Below are 17,380 nucleotides of genomic sequence, written 5' to 3'. Positions count from 1 at the left end.
AATTCATTCCCTGCCTCTGTACTAATGGAAAATAAATCCTTCATTTATGATGGCAATCTTCATAGTTTGATGGTTACAGGTTTACCGGAATCTACCCAAGTTACTTATGAGAACAATGGCCATATTAACGCTGGTTCTTATTTAGTTACAGCTAAATTAAAGCACCCTAATTATGGCTATGCAGAACTTACGGCTACCCTTACCATCAATAAAGCTAAGGCAATTATCTCCGCTGAAGATATACAAACTTTTACTTATGATGGTTCGGTGAAAAATGTGAAAGCTACCTTAAATCATAATGAAACTGATTTAATCTATACGCCAAAGGGTTACATTAATGCCGGTGTACATATTATTACTGTAACTGCGCCTGAGTCCAAAAATTATACGGAAGTTTCTAAACAAATTACTTTAAAAATTGAAAAGGCAGAGGCTATTATTTCTGCAGAGGATATACAAACTTTTACTTATGATGGTTCGGTGAAAAATGTAAAAGCTACTTTAAATCATAATGAAACTGATTTAATCTATACGCCAAAGGGTTACACTAATGCCGGTGTACATATTATTACTGTAACTGCGCCTGAGTCCAAAAATTATGCGGAAGTTTCTAAACAAATTACTTTAAAAATTGAAAAGGCAGAGGCTATTATTTCTGCAGAGGATATACAAACTTTTACCTATGATGGTTCGGTGAAAAATGTAAAAGCTACTTTAAATCATAATGAAACTGATTTAATTTATTCTCCTCAACAAGGATATATAGAAGAGGGTATCTATAACATTACAATTATGGCTGATGAAAGTCCTAACTATTTATCTTCTTCCAAAAATGTAAAATTGATTATAACTAATAATTCTTTAGGAGTAGATGACCTTACAGTTGAAAATGAAGAAATCAAAATCGCACCCAATCCGGTTTCAACTACTTTAAAAATGATTTTTTCAAAATCACCGGTTAAAAAAGAAGCTATAAAAATCTATGATTTAATGGGTAGGTTGATTTTAGAAACACACACTGTTTCTGGAGAAAAAATTAAAGAAATCGATTTTACCGGCTATTATTCCGGAGTTTATATCTTAAAATATAAAAATAAAGTATTCAAAATTATTAGAGAATAATAAGTATTTTACTTGCATGTACTAAAAAAGGATTCCTAGTTTAGGAATCCTTTTTTTATATCATCCACTATCAGTTTTGCTGTTCTTATAGATGCTCCTGAATCTCCTAACCTATGTCTGAGCTCTAAATAATTCTTTTTAATTTTTTTCACATTTTCAATATCTAGCAATTTATTTAATTCACTCTTCAAATTAATATAGCTCAAATCATCTTGGATAAGCTCGGTTACTACTTTACGATCCATAATTAAATTAACTAAAGAAATATACTGTATATGTTTAATTAATCTTTTAGCTATTTCATAAGATATTCTACTTCCCTTATAGCAAACTACTTCAGGCACATTCAGTAAAGCCGTTTCCAAAGTAGCCGTTCCGGATGTAACTATTGCTGCTTGAGATATTCTTAACAAATTATAGGTTTGATTGGAAACAATCTTCACATGGGAATTCAAAAATTGCTTATAAAACTTTACCTCAATGGAGGGAGCAGCCGCAATTACAAACTCATAAGATAAAAAATCTTTTTCCACTGATAACATTTGTGATAACATCTTTATTATCTCTTGTTTCCTACTACCCGGCAATAAAGCAATTATGGGCTTATCCGAAAGACCATTCTCCTTTCTAAATTTATTTTGATCAAGATCCGGTAACGAATTTAAAGCATCTAATAAAGGATGCCCTACAAAATCTACCGGATAATTATATTTTGCATAAAAATCTTTTTCAAAGGGAAGAATTACAAACATTCGATCTATATATTTTTGGATGATCTTAACCCTGCCGGATTTCCATGCCCATAATTGAGGGGATATATAATAAAATGTTTTTATTCCTAATTTTTTTACACTTTTACAAATGCGAAGATTAAATCCGGGATAATCAATAAAGATTACACAATCCGGCTTATAATGAGAAATATCTTTTTTACACAGTTTAATATTTCCTAGTATGGTTCCTAAATTTACCAATACTTCTAGAAAGCCCATAAAAGATAAATCTTTATAATGTTTAACCATCATTCCCCCTTGAGCTTGCATTAAATCCCCTCCCCAGAAACGAAATTCAGCATGCTTATCCTCATTTTTAATTTCCTTCATCAGGTTAGAACCATGTAAATCTCCTGATGCTTCTCCTGCAATGATGTAATATTTCATATTTTTAATAAATTTAAGGTTGAAAAATACTCAAACCTCCCTGTTTGATCCTATAATGCTGACTTCAACTCTTTCTCAATAATCAATCCGTTTCCTATTAATTTATATAACATAAGCCATACTATTTTAAATTATAAAAAAAGCTTATCTAAACCAACGAATCATATAATCCGTATTTATTAATATATCCATCTTAAAATAGTATGATTAGCAGTTGTCGATAATAGACTCCTAAAACATCAAACGAGTAAAAGCTTTTCTTAAATTTTAATGAAATTAAGATTCAAGAAAAGTAGTTACAGTTTCATAAAAATCTGTAGGATTATCTACCTGCACCCAATGCCCGGCATTCGGAATTACTATGGTTTTTTCATTTGGAAAATATTGACGTATAGAAAACTCATCTTCCTTCAAAATATAATTAGACTTTTCTCCGGAAATAAATAAAGTGGGGCCTACATATTTCCCAAAAGAAATAGAATTATTCATCAGTTGATTATATTTCTCTGATAAGGTTTTCAAATTAAAGCGGAAATTAAAACGGTTATCTTCTGTTCTATAAACATTTTTCATTAAAAACATTATTACTCCGGAATCACTAATATATTGAGATAACATGTTTTCTACCTCTTTTTTTTCATTTACCTTAGAAAAATCAACACTTTCCAATGCCTTGAAAATTTGCTGATGATGCGGAGGATAGGCTTTAGGAGCCATATCAACTACTATTAATTTTTCAACCAGATCAGGATGTTTAATTGCACATTCCATAACTGACTTTCCCCCTAAAGAATGTCCTAATAAAATTGCCTTATCTATAGAATAATGCTTCATATAGCTTACCATATCATCTGACATGTCTGTATAGCTCATTTGATCTGAATGAAAGCTTCTTCCATGATTTCTTAAATCGATAAGGTGTACTTCATTAGTTTCTGAAAATTTTTTCCCTAAGGTTCCCCAATTATCTAACATTCCAAATAAACCGTGAAAAATTAATAATGGCAATTTTCCGGGATTATAAAATATTTTTGAATTTAAGATATGTTTTTCCATTTTATTATCTTTTTTACAAAAATATGGATATTCTTAACATATACTATGTTTTAAATAGTAGCACAAATGCATATTAATTTATATACAAACCTTCATAAAAAAATGTAATTTTATACTATATTTTATTATCAACACAACCAAGTATTACATAAACTAAAAAAATTGAATGCATGAATAATTTCAACAACCAATTAAAAAGGAGTTTAACCAACAGACATATACAGCTCATTGCTATAGGGGGAGCCATCGGAACAGGCTTATTTATGGGATCAGGAAAAACCATCAGTTTAGCTGGGCCTTCTATTTTATTAGTTTACACTATTATAGGTTTTATCTTGTTTTTTGTTATGAGAGCTATGGGCGAATTGCTTCTTTCCAATCTTAACTATAAATCTTTTGTAGATTTTACTACAGATTTATTAGGTCCTATGGCGGGTTTTTTCATGGGCTGGACATATTGGTTTTGCTGGATAGTTACTGGATGTGCTGATTTAATAGCTATTTCCGGATATGTAGAATACCTTTTTCCGAATATGATTGCTCCCTGGATTCCTGCATTGACTTGTATAATATTGTTCTTATGCTTAAATTTATTAACTGTAAAGTTATTTGGGGAAACAGAATTTTGGTTTGCCATAGTAAAAATTATTGCCATAATCTTCCTTATCGCAATCGGTATATTATTCATCTTTAATTATTTTAAATCTCCTTCCGGTGTAACTGCCTCCCTTTCCAATATATGGAATGATGGAGGATTTTTCCCTACCGGTTTTACCGGATTTGTGGCAGGATTTCAGATAGCAGCTTTTGCATTTGTAGGAGTAGAATTGGTAGGTACAACAGCTGCTGAGACTAAAAATCCTGAGAAAACCCTCCCCAAAGCTATTAACGCAATCCCTATTCGAGTAATTTTATTTTATGTACTTTCTTTAGCCATAATAATGTCGGTGATGCCTTGGCGCACCATAGATCCCGACAAGAGCCCTTTTATTGTATTGTTTTCTTTTACCGGAATTACATCAGCATTTAGTATTACTTATTTTGTAGTACTTACTTCCGCGGCCTCTTCAGCTAATAGTGGAATTTTTTCAACCAGTAGAATGCTATATGGTCTTTCGTTAAGTAAAAAAGCACCCATTTTTTTCAGAAAACTTTCAAAAGCTTCCGTTCCTTCTTATGGATTAACCTTCTCATGCATCTGCTTACTTCCGTCTGTATTGATACTTTATTTTGGAAATGAAAATATAATGTATGCCTTTACGTTAGTAACCTCAGCAGCAACTCTACTGTTTATTTTTATTTGGTCAATGATTCTCATCTCCTATATTTCATTCCGAAAGAGAAAACCCGAACTTCATCGAAGATCTAATTATAAAGTCCCCGGAGGCCTTATATCAATTTATTTATCCTTATTATTTTTTTTATTTCTCATAATTGCTTTTTGGTTCAAAGAGGATACCAAACAAGCTATCATCTTTACCCCCCTATGGTTTGTATTATTGAGAATTTGTTATTTCATAATTCCTAAAAAAATAAAAAAACAATGGAATTCATATTTTTAGTTTTAATACTTTCTTCTTACTAGAAAATTATAATTGAAATCTATAATGCAAAGGAAAAAGGAATGATTATTTAAAATTTTATGATACTAGCAAAATTTTTACCTAACATCCATTTAACTAATATAACTTTTTTATAATAAAATCCATATAGCCCCGATATTCTTACTTTTATAATAATAACAAAATACCTAAATTTGAAAATTATCAATAAAAATAAATAAAACAACATGGCTAGAAATTGGCAAACTATAAAAGAATACTCGGATATATTATTTCAATACTGGAACGGAATTGCAAAAATAACTATTAATCGACCTGAAGTTTATAATGCTTTCCGACCTGAAACAAATTTTCAAATGATAGAAGCCATGGAATATAGTCGAGAGCACCCGGAAATTGACGTTATTATTTTAACCGGTGCAGGAGACAAAGCTTTTTGCAGTGGTGGTGATCAAAATGTAAAAGGAGTCGGCGGCTATGTTGGAGAAGACGGCGTGCCTAGATTAAATGTATTGGAATTGCATAAAAAAATACGAGAAATTCCTAAACCGGTAATTGCCATGGTGAACGGATATGCTATCGGAGGGGGACATGTGCTTCATGTAGTTTGTGATTTAACCATAGCTTCCGAAAATGCAAAATTTGGACAAACGGGTCCAAAAGTGGGAAGTTTTGACGGAGGTTTTGGATCATCATACCTTGCCAGAAGTATTGGTCAAAAAAAAACAAGAGAAATTTGGTTTCTTTGTCAGCAATATTCCGCTCAAGAAGCTATGGAAATGGGTATGGTTAACAAAGTAGTTTCCTTAGAACAACTAGAAGACGCTACCATAGAATGGTGCGAAATTATGCAGCAAAGAAGCCCTATGGCTTTACGCATGATCAAACGTTGTTTAAATGCCGAACTAGACGGTCAACATGGTTTAATGCAATTAGCCGGAGACGCTACTCTTATGTATTATCTAATGGATGAAGCCCAAGAAGGTAAAAAAGCTTTCTTGGAAAAACGTAAACCCGATTTTAAAAAATTTCCCAAATTCCTTTAATAAAATTAAAAAAAGTCCCTTAAAAAAGGGACTTTTTTTACTAATTTAAAACTGAAAAATAATCCTTTTTTGAACGCTTATTAATCAGCAACTTACAAAAATTATGTCAATTTTTAAAATATTCTTAACTTTATTTCAAGTAAGGAAATGATTTCTTTTTTTAACTTATTTTTCTTATATAATTCTAACTTTCGCTTCATATTTTTTGGTATGATATAAAAAATATACCACAAAAAAAAGTTATGAATCTATTTTTACTTACCACTTTAAAAAAAATCAATAATATATCCATAAATAATTTACCATTATTTACGTTTCAGAATGGTTTTCTCAGACAATAATTGGGATAATAATAGATTATTTTTTAAAATATTTTCTAAAATTTTTCACTATAATAATTAATAAATTAATTTTAATTCATTAAAACTTTAACCATTAATTAATTAAAAATTAATCAAATCCATAAATCATATATTGATAAGAAAAATTTAGCTTAGCTGTTTTTAAAAAAAATGATCAATATCAGAATAATAGCCTATAATTGTTTCGTTTTCTTTCGTATTTTTGCTATTAAAATAAAACCAAACAATTGTGAAAACAGAATTTTCTAATTCTAGTAAAATTAACTCTTGGGATGTAATTGTCATTGGTGGAGGTGCGACCGGCTCTGGAACTGCTCGAGATTGTGCAAGAAGAGGATTGCGTACGCTTATGTTAGAGCGTCACGATATAGCCACTGGAGCTACGGGAAGAAATCACGGATTATTACATAGCGGCAGCCGATATGCTGTTACAGATAGAGAATCCGCTGAAGAATGTATCAAAGAAAACATGATCTTAAAACGTATCGCCAGTCATTGCGTTGAAAAAACGGACGGACTTTTTTTAACCTTGCCGGAAGACGATATAACATTCCAATCTAAATTTATCGAAGCCTGTCATACAGCCGGAATTGATGCTAAGGCAATAGACCCTAAAGAGGCATTACAATTAGAGCCTTCTGCGAATCCTTCCATAATCGGGGCAGTTGTTGTACCGGATGGAACAGTAGACCCATTTCGTTTAACACTTTCTAATATTATGGATGCTAAACAACAGGGAGCAAAAATTGAAACCTATCATGAAGTTTTAGGATTAATTAAAGAGCAGAACAGAGTTATCGGAGTAAAAGTCTTAGATCATATAACTAAACAAGAAAAAAACTTGTATGCTTCTGTTGTGGTAAATGCCGGTGGAATATGGGGACAAAAAATTGCAGAATATGCAGATCTTAAAATAAAAATGTTTCCTGCCAAAGGATCTCTTCTTATTTTTGGACATAGAGTAAATAATATGGTATTAAACCGCTGTCGTAAACCTGCAGATTCGGATATTCTTGTACCTGGAGATACCATATGTTTAATAGGTACCACTTCCACCCATGTTCCTTACGAAGAGATTGACAATATGTATGTTACTCCCGAGGAAGTAGACATTTTGATCCGAGAAGGGGGAAAACTATCTCCTACCCTGCTTCAAACCCGAATATTACGAGGATATGCAGGAGTAAGACCTTTAGTTGCTTCCGATGATGATCCGTCAGGCCGTAACGTAAGCCGAGGAATAGTTTTATTAGATCACGCTACAAGAGACGGATTGGAAGGATTCATCACTATTACCGGAGGTAAATTAATGACCTACCGATTAATGGCTGAATGGGCTACTGATTTAGTATGTAAAAAATTAAATAATACTACTCCTTGTACTACTGCTGAAGAAAATCTTCCGGGATCTCAACAAAGTATAGAAGAAATAAATCAAAAAATGATTTCCGTACCTGCTACCATACGTAAATCTGCAATTTACAGATTAGGCGATATGGCAGAAAATTTAAAAGCAAACCAGGTAACGGCAACTAGTTTAGTTTGCGAATGTGAGGAAGTATCTGTAGGAGAGGTTGAATATGCCATTAATGAATTGCATGTCAACAATCTCATAGATCTTCGAAGGAGAACTCGTGTGGGTATGGGAACCTGTCAAGGAGAACTTTGCGCCTGTAGAGCCGCCGGGCTAATGAACCATTATCAAGTATTAAGCTCAGATAAATCTAAAGAAGATTTAACGATTTTCTTAAATGAAAGATGGAAAGGTATACGACCAATTGCCTGGGGAGATACCTTAAGAGAAAGTGAATTTACCAGTTGGGTTTATGAAGGAGTGTGCGGATTAGATATGACTCAAGAACAAATTAAAAAAGCAAAAGATGAAATTTGATACAGTAATAATAGGAGGTGGCTTAACCGGTTTAATTAGTGGAATTAGGCTAATGCAGAAAGGACAGAAATGTGCCATCATATCTTCCGGACAAAGTGCTTTACATTTCTTTTCAGGTTCTTTCGATTTGTTAAACAATTTACCAGACGGAACTCCTGTAAATAACCCTGAAGCTTCCTTACTGGAACTCTCTAAACAAGCCCCGAATCATCCATATGTTAAAATGGGCGAATCAAAATTTACTGAATTAGCCCAAAAAGCAAAAAGTTTTCTTACAGAGATTGGAATAAAAACCCAAGGCTGTTCCCATAAAAATCATTATCGAATTACCCCTATGGGTATGATAAAACCAACCTGGTTGACAATGTCTAATTTTGCCTTTTTTGAGGTAGGAAAATTTCCGTGGAAAAAAGCTGCAATTATTAATATCGAAGGATTCTTAGACTTTAATCCTGATTTTATCTCCGAAGCATTCGAAAAGATAGGAGTGGAAACCTCCATCGCTTATTTTAACTTACCGGAATTAAATCTAATAAGAAAAAATCCGAGCGAATTCAGATCAACTAACCTATCCTTTGTGCTTGACAAAGAAGTTAATCAAGATCTTCTGGTTAAAATTCTTTCAGAAAAAAGTCAAGGATGTGAACTAATTATTTTCCCTGATTGTATCGGTTTTCGAAACGCAGATCTTTTGCCTGGGCTAATTAATAGATTAGGAAAGCCTATATACTTAATCCCTACCTTCCCTCCATCCTTAGTAGGTGTTAGCACACAATTGTATTTAAAAGATTATTTTACAAAATTGGGCGGAGTTTTTATGCTGGGTGACAATGCAACCCATGCAGATATAGAAGGTAATCAGGTGACCAATTTATATACACTCAATCACGGAAATATTCCAATTTCTGCCAAAAACGTAATACTTTCCTCAGGAAGCTTTTTTAGCCAAGGATTGTTAGCCGACATTAAACAAGTATACGAACCTGTATTTGATCTCGATACAGATTATTTAACAGATAGAGCAGACTGGTATAATAGCAATTTATTTGAAAAGCAAAATTACCAACAGTTTGGAGTAAAAACTGATAAGAATTTCCATGGGATTAAAAATGATACGCCTATTGATAATTTATATGTGGCAGGTGCAATTCTTAGTGGTTTCAATCCATTAAAAGAAGGATGTGGAGCCGGTGTATCCTTTTTATCTGCACTATATGTTGCTGAACAAATTTTAATTAAAGAAAAAACCTATGAACCTATTGCTCAATACAAGTGAAAATAACTTTGAACAATGTATTAAATGTACAATATGTACAGTGTATTGTCCAGTATCCAAAGTAAACCCCGATTATCCGGGCCCAAAACATTCCGGACCTGATGGAGAAAGATTACGTTTAAAAGATCCTGATTTCTATGATGAGTCTTTAAAATATTGTATCAACTGTAAAAGATGTGAAGTTGCCTGTCCATCTAATGTAAAAATTGGAGATATAATCCAGATGGCTCGTATTAAATATAGCAAGAAAAAACCTATTTTAAGGGATGTCATCCTTGCACACACTGACTTTATGGGTACCCTGGCTACTCCTTTTGCTCCCATTGTGAATGCAATGACCTCTTTTAAACCGGTTAAAAGCTTAATTGAGCCCATACTAAAAATTGATAAGAGAAGAAGTCTTCCCAAATATTCATTCGGTACGTTTAGAAGCTGGTACAAAAAAGTAGCTGATAAACAAAAAAAATATCCTACGCAAGTATCTTATTTTCACGGTTGCTACGTGAATTATAATAACCCTCAACTAGGAAAAGATATGATTAAAGTTCTTAATTCTTTGAATATAGGAATTCAGCTTCTTGAAAAGGAAAGATGTTGCGGCATTGCATTAATCTCAAATGGTTTTATAGACAAAGCTAAAAAGAATGCAAAAATTGATGAAGCAGAAATTCGCAAATCCGTAATAGATAAAAAACTTCCGGTAATTACTACTTCTTCCTCCTGTACTTTTACAGTACGCGATGAGCACTCTCATCTTTTGGGGGTAGATAACAGTTCGGTTAAAGATCAAGTGGAATTAGCTACTCGATACATTTACCGATTACTAAGTTCTTCTGATACCAAACTTAAATTTAAAAACAAGCCTTTAAAAATAGCATATCATACACCTTGCCACATGGCAAAATTAGGCTGGACTTATTATTCCGTTGAATTGTTAAAGCTTATCCCCAATGTAGAAGTAACAGTTCTGGAATCCAATTGCTGTGGAATTGCAGGAACATTTGGATTTAAAAAAGAAAATCATGAAGTTTCTAAAAAAATTGGTGATCCCTTATTTAAGCAAATTGAAACAGGTGGTTTCGATCTAGTAGCCACCGATTGCGAAACTTGTAAGTGGCAGATTGAAATGTTTACCACTAAAACATGTGAACATCCCCTTAGTATAATTGCCAATGCATTGGAGGATTGATATTATATTTTCAATAAAAAACCTTATGAAAATCATAAGGTTTTTTTGTTGAAAACAAATATTTATTTGGCTATAATTACTTCTATTCCGTTATCTTCTAATGTGTTAAGATCTTTTTCTGTAATATCGTTGTCCGTAATCAAAACATCAAGTTTATCTAAAGAACAGATTTGACCAAAACCTCTCTTATTTATTTTGGTTGAATCTGCCAATACGATGACCTTTTCTGATTGTTCAATCATTACTTTATTTAAATTGGCTTCTGTAGAATTAGAAGTTGAAAGACCAAAATCAAGGTCTATGCCATCTATACCTAAAAATAACTTATTACATGAAAATTTTTTTAACTCAGATTCTGCTAAAGATCCTATTACGGAAATGGAACTTTTCCTTAAGTCTCCCCCTAGCTGAATAACGTCAATAAAAGAATCCTTACTTAACTCCATTGACACACTTAACGATGAGGTAATGACAGTTAATTTTTCATACCCTGAAATGATTTTTGCTAAATAATATACTGTAGTTCCTGATGCTAAAATAATAAAATCCTGATCGTTAACAAACTTAAGAGCTGCTTTCGCTATTTTTTGTTTTTGCATTACTTGTACAAATTCCTTTTCATTAATATTTTTTTCGAAAGCATACAGAGGTTGCTTACTTGCACCTCCATGTGTTCTATATAAAAGACCCATATTTTCCAAGTATTGAAGGTCTTTTCTGATAGTTACCGCAGAAACATTTAACTTTTCACAAAGTTCATTAACTTTAGTGAAATTATGTTCATCTAATTCATCGATAATAAGTTGCTGCCTTCTATTAAGCTTGATCATGATCAAATATTTAAAAGTTTAAAGTTAAGAATAAAATCTAAATTTTTATTGCATATTTATCAATATGCCAATAAAAAAATCATTAACAAATATATACTCAGCAAATTATTTTTATATTCCATTAAATAACAACCCGCTTTTATATTTATCAAATTTTTAACTAATATTTATAGGAATTTCATGAAAAATAGTATATTAAAAATTTCATACTGTTTCGTATTGTTTTTTTTGTAATTTTACCGACAACAGAAAAGAAGCAAAAAACAATTAAATTAAAACAAAATGAAACGAAGTGCTCAATTATCAAAACTAAATACAAATTCTGAATGGGATGTCATTATAATTGGTGGAGGTTCAAGTGGTTTAGGTGCAGCAGTGGATGCGGCTACCAGAGGATATAAAACTGTACTATTTGAAGCTCGTGATTTTGCAAAAGCAACATCAAGTCGTTCTACAAAATTACTTCATGGAGGTGTTCGATATTTAGCACAAGGAGATATTGCACTAGTAAAAGAGGCTCTTCGAGAAAGAGGTCTTTTGGAAAGAAATGCCAGTCACCTTGCGAAAAAACAAGTTTTTGTTATACCTAATTATAAATGGATTGACGGTCCTTTTTACACCATTGGGTTAAAAATATACGATATGTTATCGAAAAAACTCAGCTTAGGAAAATCCGAGCATATCAGTAAAAGCAAAGCATTAGAAATGTTGCCTACCGTTGAACCTAACGGATTACATGGAGGTGTAATATACTATGATGGACAATTTGACGATTCACGTATGGCTGTAAATCTTGCTCAAACTGCTGTAGAAAATGGAGGAGCTATCTTAAACTATATGAAAGTAACCGGTCTTATCAAAGACAATAAAAATCAAATTACAGGTGTAAAAGTTAAAGATGAAATTAATGGTACTGAATACGAAGTAAAAGGTAAAGTCGTATTAAATGCTACCGGGGTATTTACTAATGATATCCTTAACATGAATGATCCTAATCATAAAAAAACTGTTGTTCCCAGTCAAGGAATTCACTTAGTTTTAGACAAATCTTTTTTACCAGGAGATAATGCTTTAATGATCCCTAAAACCAGCGATGGGAGAGTATTATTTGCCGTTCCATGGCATAATAGATTAGTGGTAGGTACAACAGATGTTTTAGTAGATAATCCTAGTTTGGAGCCTAGAGCTTTAGAACAAGAGATAGAATTTGTTCTTAATACAGCTTCTCAATATCTTGTTAAAAAACCAACTCGAAAAGATGTATTATCCATTTTTGCCGGACAGAGACCTTTAGCTGCTCCGGACAAAGAAGGAGGCAGCACTAAAGAAGTATCTAGAAATCATAAAATTTTAGTTTCAGAAACCGGATTATTAAGCATAATTGGAGGAAAATGGACAACATTCCGACAAATGGCTGAAGACTTTATCGATAAAGCTATTGAGACCGGAAAAATTGATCGCAGGCCTTGTAAAACAGATAAGTTATCAATTCACGGAAATATGCCTGCAAATCAAGTTGACAGAACCAATCACCTATATGTATACGGATCGGACATACCTGCTATCAAAAAGCTTCAACAAGAAAATCCTGAATATGCAGAAAAAATCCATCCTAACCATGAATATACAAAAGCCGAAATCGTATGGGCTGTTAGGGAAGAGATGGCTCAAAAAGTTGAAGATATATTAGCCAGAAGAGTTAGACTATTATTTGTTGACGCTCGTGCAGCTATAGATGCAGCCGAATCAGTAGCAAAAATCATAGCTAAAGAATTAGGATATGACGACAATTGGGTTACCCAAGAAACTAAAGAGTTTCAAGATTTAGCAAAAGGTTATTTATTAGTAAATTATTAAAATAAGTTATATATCATTTTCTCATTTAAAAATAATTAACTCTATTATAAAATTAAAAAAATGTCAAATTTTTTAACACCGCCTAAGCCTATTGAACGTAAGCCGGAATCAGAAGTTAATGCTTCATATAAACAATTGAGGCTTCAGGTTTTCATAGGAATTTTTATAGGATATGCCGCCTATTATCTTGTTAGAAAAAACTTTGCATTGGCTATGCCTTACTTAGTTGAATTGGGTTTTTCTAAATCTGATCTCGGAATTGCCTTTTCCTTTAATGCTACTGCTTACGGTTTGTCTAAATTCATAATGGGTGGTATTTCAGATAGAAGTAATGCCAGAAAATTCCTTCCTTTAGGATTAACCTTAGCTGCTGTCTCAACCATAATAGCAGGAACTTCCCTAGGAATGTATAATATTACTGTAATGGCCGTATTTCAATTTTTGGTAGGTTGGTTCGGTGGTATGGGGTGGCCTCCATGCGGAAGGGTTATGACTCATTGGTTCTCCGTAAAAGAAAGAGGAACTAAAATGGCTGTATGGAATTTGGCTCACAACGTTGGAGGTGGATTACTAGGTCAGGTAACCAAATGGGGAATACTTTTCGCTTCATCTCTTAGTATGAGCGTTTTGAGCTGGAAAGTAGGAATGTTTTGGTTTCCTGCAGGAATTGCTATCTTAATAGCCATAATTTCTTACATTCTTATACGTGACAATCCTCAAGCGTGCGGATTGCCTAGCATTGAAGAGTATAAAAACGATTACCCTCCAAACTATTCTAAAGATTCTGAAAAAGTATTATCAACTAAAGAAATATTTTTTAAATACGTTTTAAATAACAAAATGCTTTGGTTTGTAGCCTTTGCTAACGCTTTCGTTTACTTTATCCGATATGGAGTTCAAGACTGGGCTCCTACTTATTTATCAGAAGTAAAAGGATATTCCCAAAGTGATATCAGCAATGCCTATACGTATTATGAATTGGCTGCTATACCGGGAACCTTATTGTGTGGTTGGGTAAGTGATAAGATATTTAAAGGAAAAAGAGCCATGACTACCATCATATTCATGCTTCTTGTAATTACATCTATAATTGTTTATTGGCAAAACCCGGATAATAAATTAGTTGATTTAATAGCATTAACTTCAATTGGATTCTTTATTTATGGGCCGGTAATGTTAATAGGTGTTCAGGCACTGGATTTAGCTCCTAAAAATGCTGCCGGAACTGCTGCCGGTCTTACAGGTTTCTTCGGTTATTTTATTGGTACCTCATTACTTGCTAATATAGTTATGGGAAAAGTTGTTGAATCTTTTGGATGGTCAGCAAGCTTTCAACTGTTGATCGGTAGTGGTATTTTATCCATTATATTTATGACTTTTATTTACAAAAAAGAACAAGAACTAGATAAAAAATAAATATACAATATAACAATTATATTCTTTTTCTGTTTTTCTACTAAGTTTTGATTGTGAATAAATTTTTTGGGGATAAATATGACATTTGAATTTGTTCAATATATGGATAAATTCATGTTTAAATATAATTTCCTATTTAATTGAATATTACTTATAAAATAATAATGAATGATAGGTAAAAAACAAGGTACGATGGTTAATATTTATATATCATGTATTTAGAATGGTGTAGATGTAAATTGAGTTACCCATAAAATTTTTCACAATCAAAGCCTAATTAGCGTTGAAAAGATTTAATAACAATTAACAAGATATCTCAAAAATTAAAATTAAACTAAATTCACTTTATAATAATTATATGAGAAATAATAAACTGGTTACATTAGCATGTTTAAGTATGATAGCATTATCATGCAGTAGTGATGATAACGCACCAACAAATAGAAAAGAAGAGGTACGTCATTTATCTTCTGAAATGCAAATGGTAAGGGATTATGTCCCTGAAAATGCCGTAATAGGGCACAGAGGAACATCCTATTGGGCTCCGGAATCTACAGAGGCAGCTTACAGATGGGCACGAAACATAGGAGCCGATTATTTGGAAGCAGATCTTCAAATTACCAAAGACAGTGTGATATTAGTAGTTCACGACAATGTGTTGACCAGAACTTCCAATATAAAAGATGTCTATCCTGACAGAGCAACCCATCCAGCTTCTACATTCACTTATGAAGAGTTATTAAAATTGGATGCCGGTACTTGGTTTAACCATGATAAAAATACATCACCGGATAGAGCAAGACCAAGCTTTTCCTCTCAAAAACAATATATCAGCACCTTAGAAGACTTAATTATGTTTGCACAAGGGAAACGCTTAAAAAGAGATTCTAATGGTGAAAGGATATGGAAAAAAACAAATGGAAAGTATACTTTTGAGTATGAAGACGACCCGGCAGATAATGGGAACAGACCCGGTATTTATCTTGAAACCAAAGAACCCAGTTTAAACCCGGGAATTGAACATGCATTAGTAAAAGAATTAAACAGACATGGCTGGAACATTATTGAAAAACCAGCTACGGAAACCGCTCATTTCAAAAATGGTAAAGTAAATGTTGGAAATACAAATGGAAAAGTTGTATTACAAACATTTTCACATAATAGCCTATTAATTTTAAAAGATATATTTAAAGGTAAAATCCCAACTGCTTTATTATTTTGGAAAGGGACAGGACCGGATGATATACATGATGAACAACAAGCTACTTATATCAAACATATTAATTTCGGAATTGAAAATTTAGCTCAATTTATTGGTCCATCCATTGCCGGAGGAACTCCACCGGACAATTGGCCAGAATTATTAAATCCTTGGCAAGCTGAGCTGATACATAAATCAGGCATGAAAATACATCCTTATTCATTCGATAATGAAGGGCAAATGATTAAATATTTTTCACTTTCTGATGGGATGTTTACCAATCAATCTGATATGACAATTCGCTTTTATCACGAAAAACAACTCAGAGAAGAAGGACCGGCTTATCAAGATGCTAAAACTATTTTAACAGATTTAGGCTACTAAATAATAAAAAAAATTCAAAGCTGTAAATTCTATTGATTAGTTAATAAATAAAGAATTGAAAAACTTAACATATTAAAACAATAAAATAAATATTAATAATACAAATAAAATCATGAAAAAACTAATACTTGCATTATTAGTAGTTGGATTCACTTCCATGAATGCACAAAAATTAGCAAAATCAGGGAATAGCTACAAATTAAAAAAAGTTATTCCTGTTGAAGGAAGACAAGGTATTGCCATTGATAAAGATTATTATTATGTATCCAGCAGCACCGCTTTATTTAAATATGATAAAAATGGTAATCTAATTACAAAAAACGATAAGCCATTTACAAAATTTGAAAAGCAAGTAAATCATTTCGGAGATATCGATATTTTTAATGGAGAAGTCTACACCGGAGTAGAGTTTTTTGATTCAGGAGTTGTACGCAATATTCAAATTGCCGTATATGATGCAGAAACATTAAACTATAAATATTCTATCGACTTTGGAGAAATCGAACAACCGGAAGTAAGCGGTATTACCATCGACAAAAAAAACAATATTGCTTGGATGTCTGATTGGACTTCCGGATGGTATGTATACAAATATGACTTGAAAACTAGAAAATATATAGGTAAAGTTCATTTACAACCTTCTCCACAATGGCAACAAGGGGTTTATCATATAGATGGAAAACTTTTAATTACTTCTGATGATGGGGATTCAGATGTTCCTGAAGCAGATAATATTTATATTGCTGATGTGAGCAATCCTAAACAAACTCGTACTGAAGTTTCTTTATTTAGATCAATCCCTGAATTCACAAGAGCCGGCGAAATTGAAGGTCTTTCCATTGACCCAGTAACCAATGACCTAGTTATTCTTAACAACCGAGGAGCTATCATTAAAATGGGTATGCCTTCTGGATTTTATCCTGGCTACGACAAAGAAATTCACGAGTTGTATATTTTTGAAAAAACTAAAAAATAATTCTCTCTCATTCCACATAATTAACATAAAAGGATAAGGCAAAGTTTTGGAA

13 protein-coding genes are annotated in these 17,380 nt (G+C 32.5%); 10 read left to right on the top strand and 3 right to left on the bottom strand.

The window, feature by feature from the left end:
* Window positions 1-1,122: T9SS type A sorting domain-containing protein (locus ASC36_RS06035; protein ID WP_221400567.1), on the top strand; the 1,122-nt coding region annotated here is incomplete at its 5' end.
* Window positions 1,123-1,157: 35 nt separating this feature from the next.
* Here ASC36_RS06035 and lpxB read toward each other — a convergent pair.
* Entirely contained in the window at window positions 1,158-2,282 is a 1,125-nt protein-coding gene (lpxB, locus tag ASC36_RS06030) for a lipid-A-disaccharide synthase (protein WP_055425592.1), read from the bottom strand.
* 276 nt (window positions 2,283-2,558) lie between these two features.
* The gene (locus ASC36_RS06025; RefSeq protein ID WP_055425591.1) at window positions 2,559-3,338 is read right to left on the bottom strand and encodes an alpha/beta fold hydrolase; all 780 of its coding nucleotides are present in this window, start codon (window positions 3,336-3,338) and stop codon (window positions 2,559-2,561) included.
* Window positions 3,339-3,508: 170 nt separating this feature from the next.
* Here ASC36_RS06025 and ASC36_RS06020 point away from each other — a divergent pair, with 170 nt between their 5' ends.
* The 5 genes from ASC36_RS06020 to glpC all read left to right on the top strand — a co-directional run bounded on the left by ASC36_RS06020 (window position 3,509) and on the right by glpC (window position 10,664).
* The gene (locus ASC36_RS06020; protein WP_055425590.1) at window positions 3,509-4,900 is read left to right on the top strand and encodes an amino acid permease; all 1,392 of its coding nucleotides are present in this window, start codon (window positions 3,509-3,511) and stop codon (window positions 4,898-4,900) included.
* 227 nt (window positions 4,901-5,127) lie between these two features.
* Window positions 5,128-5,946, top strand: a complete 819-nt coding sequence (gene menB / locus ASC36_RS06015) for a 1,4-dihydroxy-2-naphthoyl-CoA synthase (protein ID WP_055425589.1) — start codon at window positions 5,128-5,130, stop codon at window positions 5,944-5,946.
* A gap of 591 nt (window positions 5,947-6,537) precedes the next feature.
* Window positions 6,538-8,199 (top strand): anaerobic glycerol-3-phosphate dehydrogenase subunit A, encoded by a 1,662-nt coding sequence (glpA, locus tag ASC36_RS06010; protein ID WP_082435414.1) that lies wholly within the window; start codon window positions 6,538-6,540, stop codon window positions 8,197-8,199.
* A complete protein-coding gene (glpB, locus tag ASC36_RS06005) occupies window positions 8,189-9,475 on the top strand; it encodes a glycerol-3-phosphate dehydrogenase subunit GlpB (RefSeq protein ID WP_055425588.1) in 1,287 nt (428 codons plus the stop codon). Before glpA ends, glpB begins: the two co-directional genes overlap by 11 nt.
* The gene (glpC, locus tag ASC36_RS06000; RefSeq protein ID WP_055425587.1) at window positions 9,450-10,664 is read left to right on the top strand and encodes an anaerobic glycerol-3-phosphate dehydrogenase subunit GlpC; all 1,215 of its coding nucleotides are present in this window, start codon (window positions 9,450-9,452) and stop codon (window positions 10,662-10,664) included. Before glpB ends, glpC begins: the two co-directional genes overlap by 26 nt.
* 62 nt (window positions 10,665-10,726) lie before the next feature.
* On the opposite strand, the gene ASC36_RS05995 is transcribed toward glpC, so the two are convergent.
* Window positions 10,727-11,494: a DeoR/GlpR family DNA-binding transcription regulator gene (locus tag ASC36_RS05995; RefSeq protein WP_055425586.1), complete on the bottom strand. Its 768-nt coding sequence runs from the start codon at window positions 11,492-11,494 to the stop codon at window positions 10,727-10,729.
* Window positions 11,495-11,776: 282 nt separating this feature from the next.
* On the opposite strand from ASC36_RS05995, the gene ASC36_RS05990 reads away from it, so the two are divergent.
* The 4 genes from ASC36_RS05990 to ASC36_RS05975 all read left to right on the top strand — a co-directional run bounded on the left by ASC36_RS05990 (window position 11,777) and on the right by ASC36_RS05975 (window position 17,328).
* On the top strand, window positions 11,777-13,351 hold the full coding sequence (locus ASC36_RS05990) for a glycerol-3-phosphate dehydrogenase/oxidase (RefSeq protein ID WP_055425585.1): 1,575 nt from the start codon (window positions 11,777-11,779) through the stop codon (window positions 13,349-13,351).
* A 60-nt stretch (window positions 13,352-13,411) separates the two neighbouring features.
* A complete protein-coding gene (gene pgtP / locus ASC36_RS05985; RefSeq protein ID WP_055425584.1) occupies window positions 13,412-14,767 on the top strand; it encodes a phosphoglycerate transporter protein PgtP in 1,356 nt (451 codons plus the stop codon).
* Between the two features lie 358 nt (window positions 14,768-15,125).
* Window positions 15,126-16,352, top strand: coding sequence for a glycerophosphodiester phosphodiesterase family protein (locus tag ASC36_RS05980; protein WP_055425583.1), 1,227 nt, complete (start codon window positions 15,126-15,128; stop codon window positions 16,350-16,352).
* A 112-nt stretch (window positions 16,353-16,464) separates the two neighbouring features.
* Window positions 16,465-17,328 (top strand): YncE family protein, encoded by an 864-nt coding sequence (locus tag ASC36_RS05975; RefSeq protein WP_055425582.1) that lies wholly within the window; start codon window positions 16,465-16,467, stop codon window positions 17,326-17,328.
* Window positions 17,329-17,380: the final 52 nt, after the last annotated feature.

It is taken from the genome of Apibacter mensalis (genome assembly GCF_001418685.1).
GTDB classification, from domain to species: domain Bacteria; phylum Bacteroidota; class Bacteroidia; order Flavobacteriales; family Weeksellaceae; genus Apibacter; species Apibacter mensalis.
The sequence above is the reverse complement of the archived record's forward strand: the minus strand, read 5'-3'. Positions and strand labels throughout refer to the sequence as shown.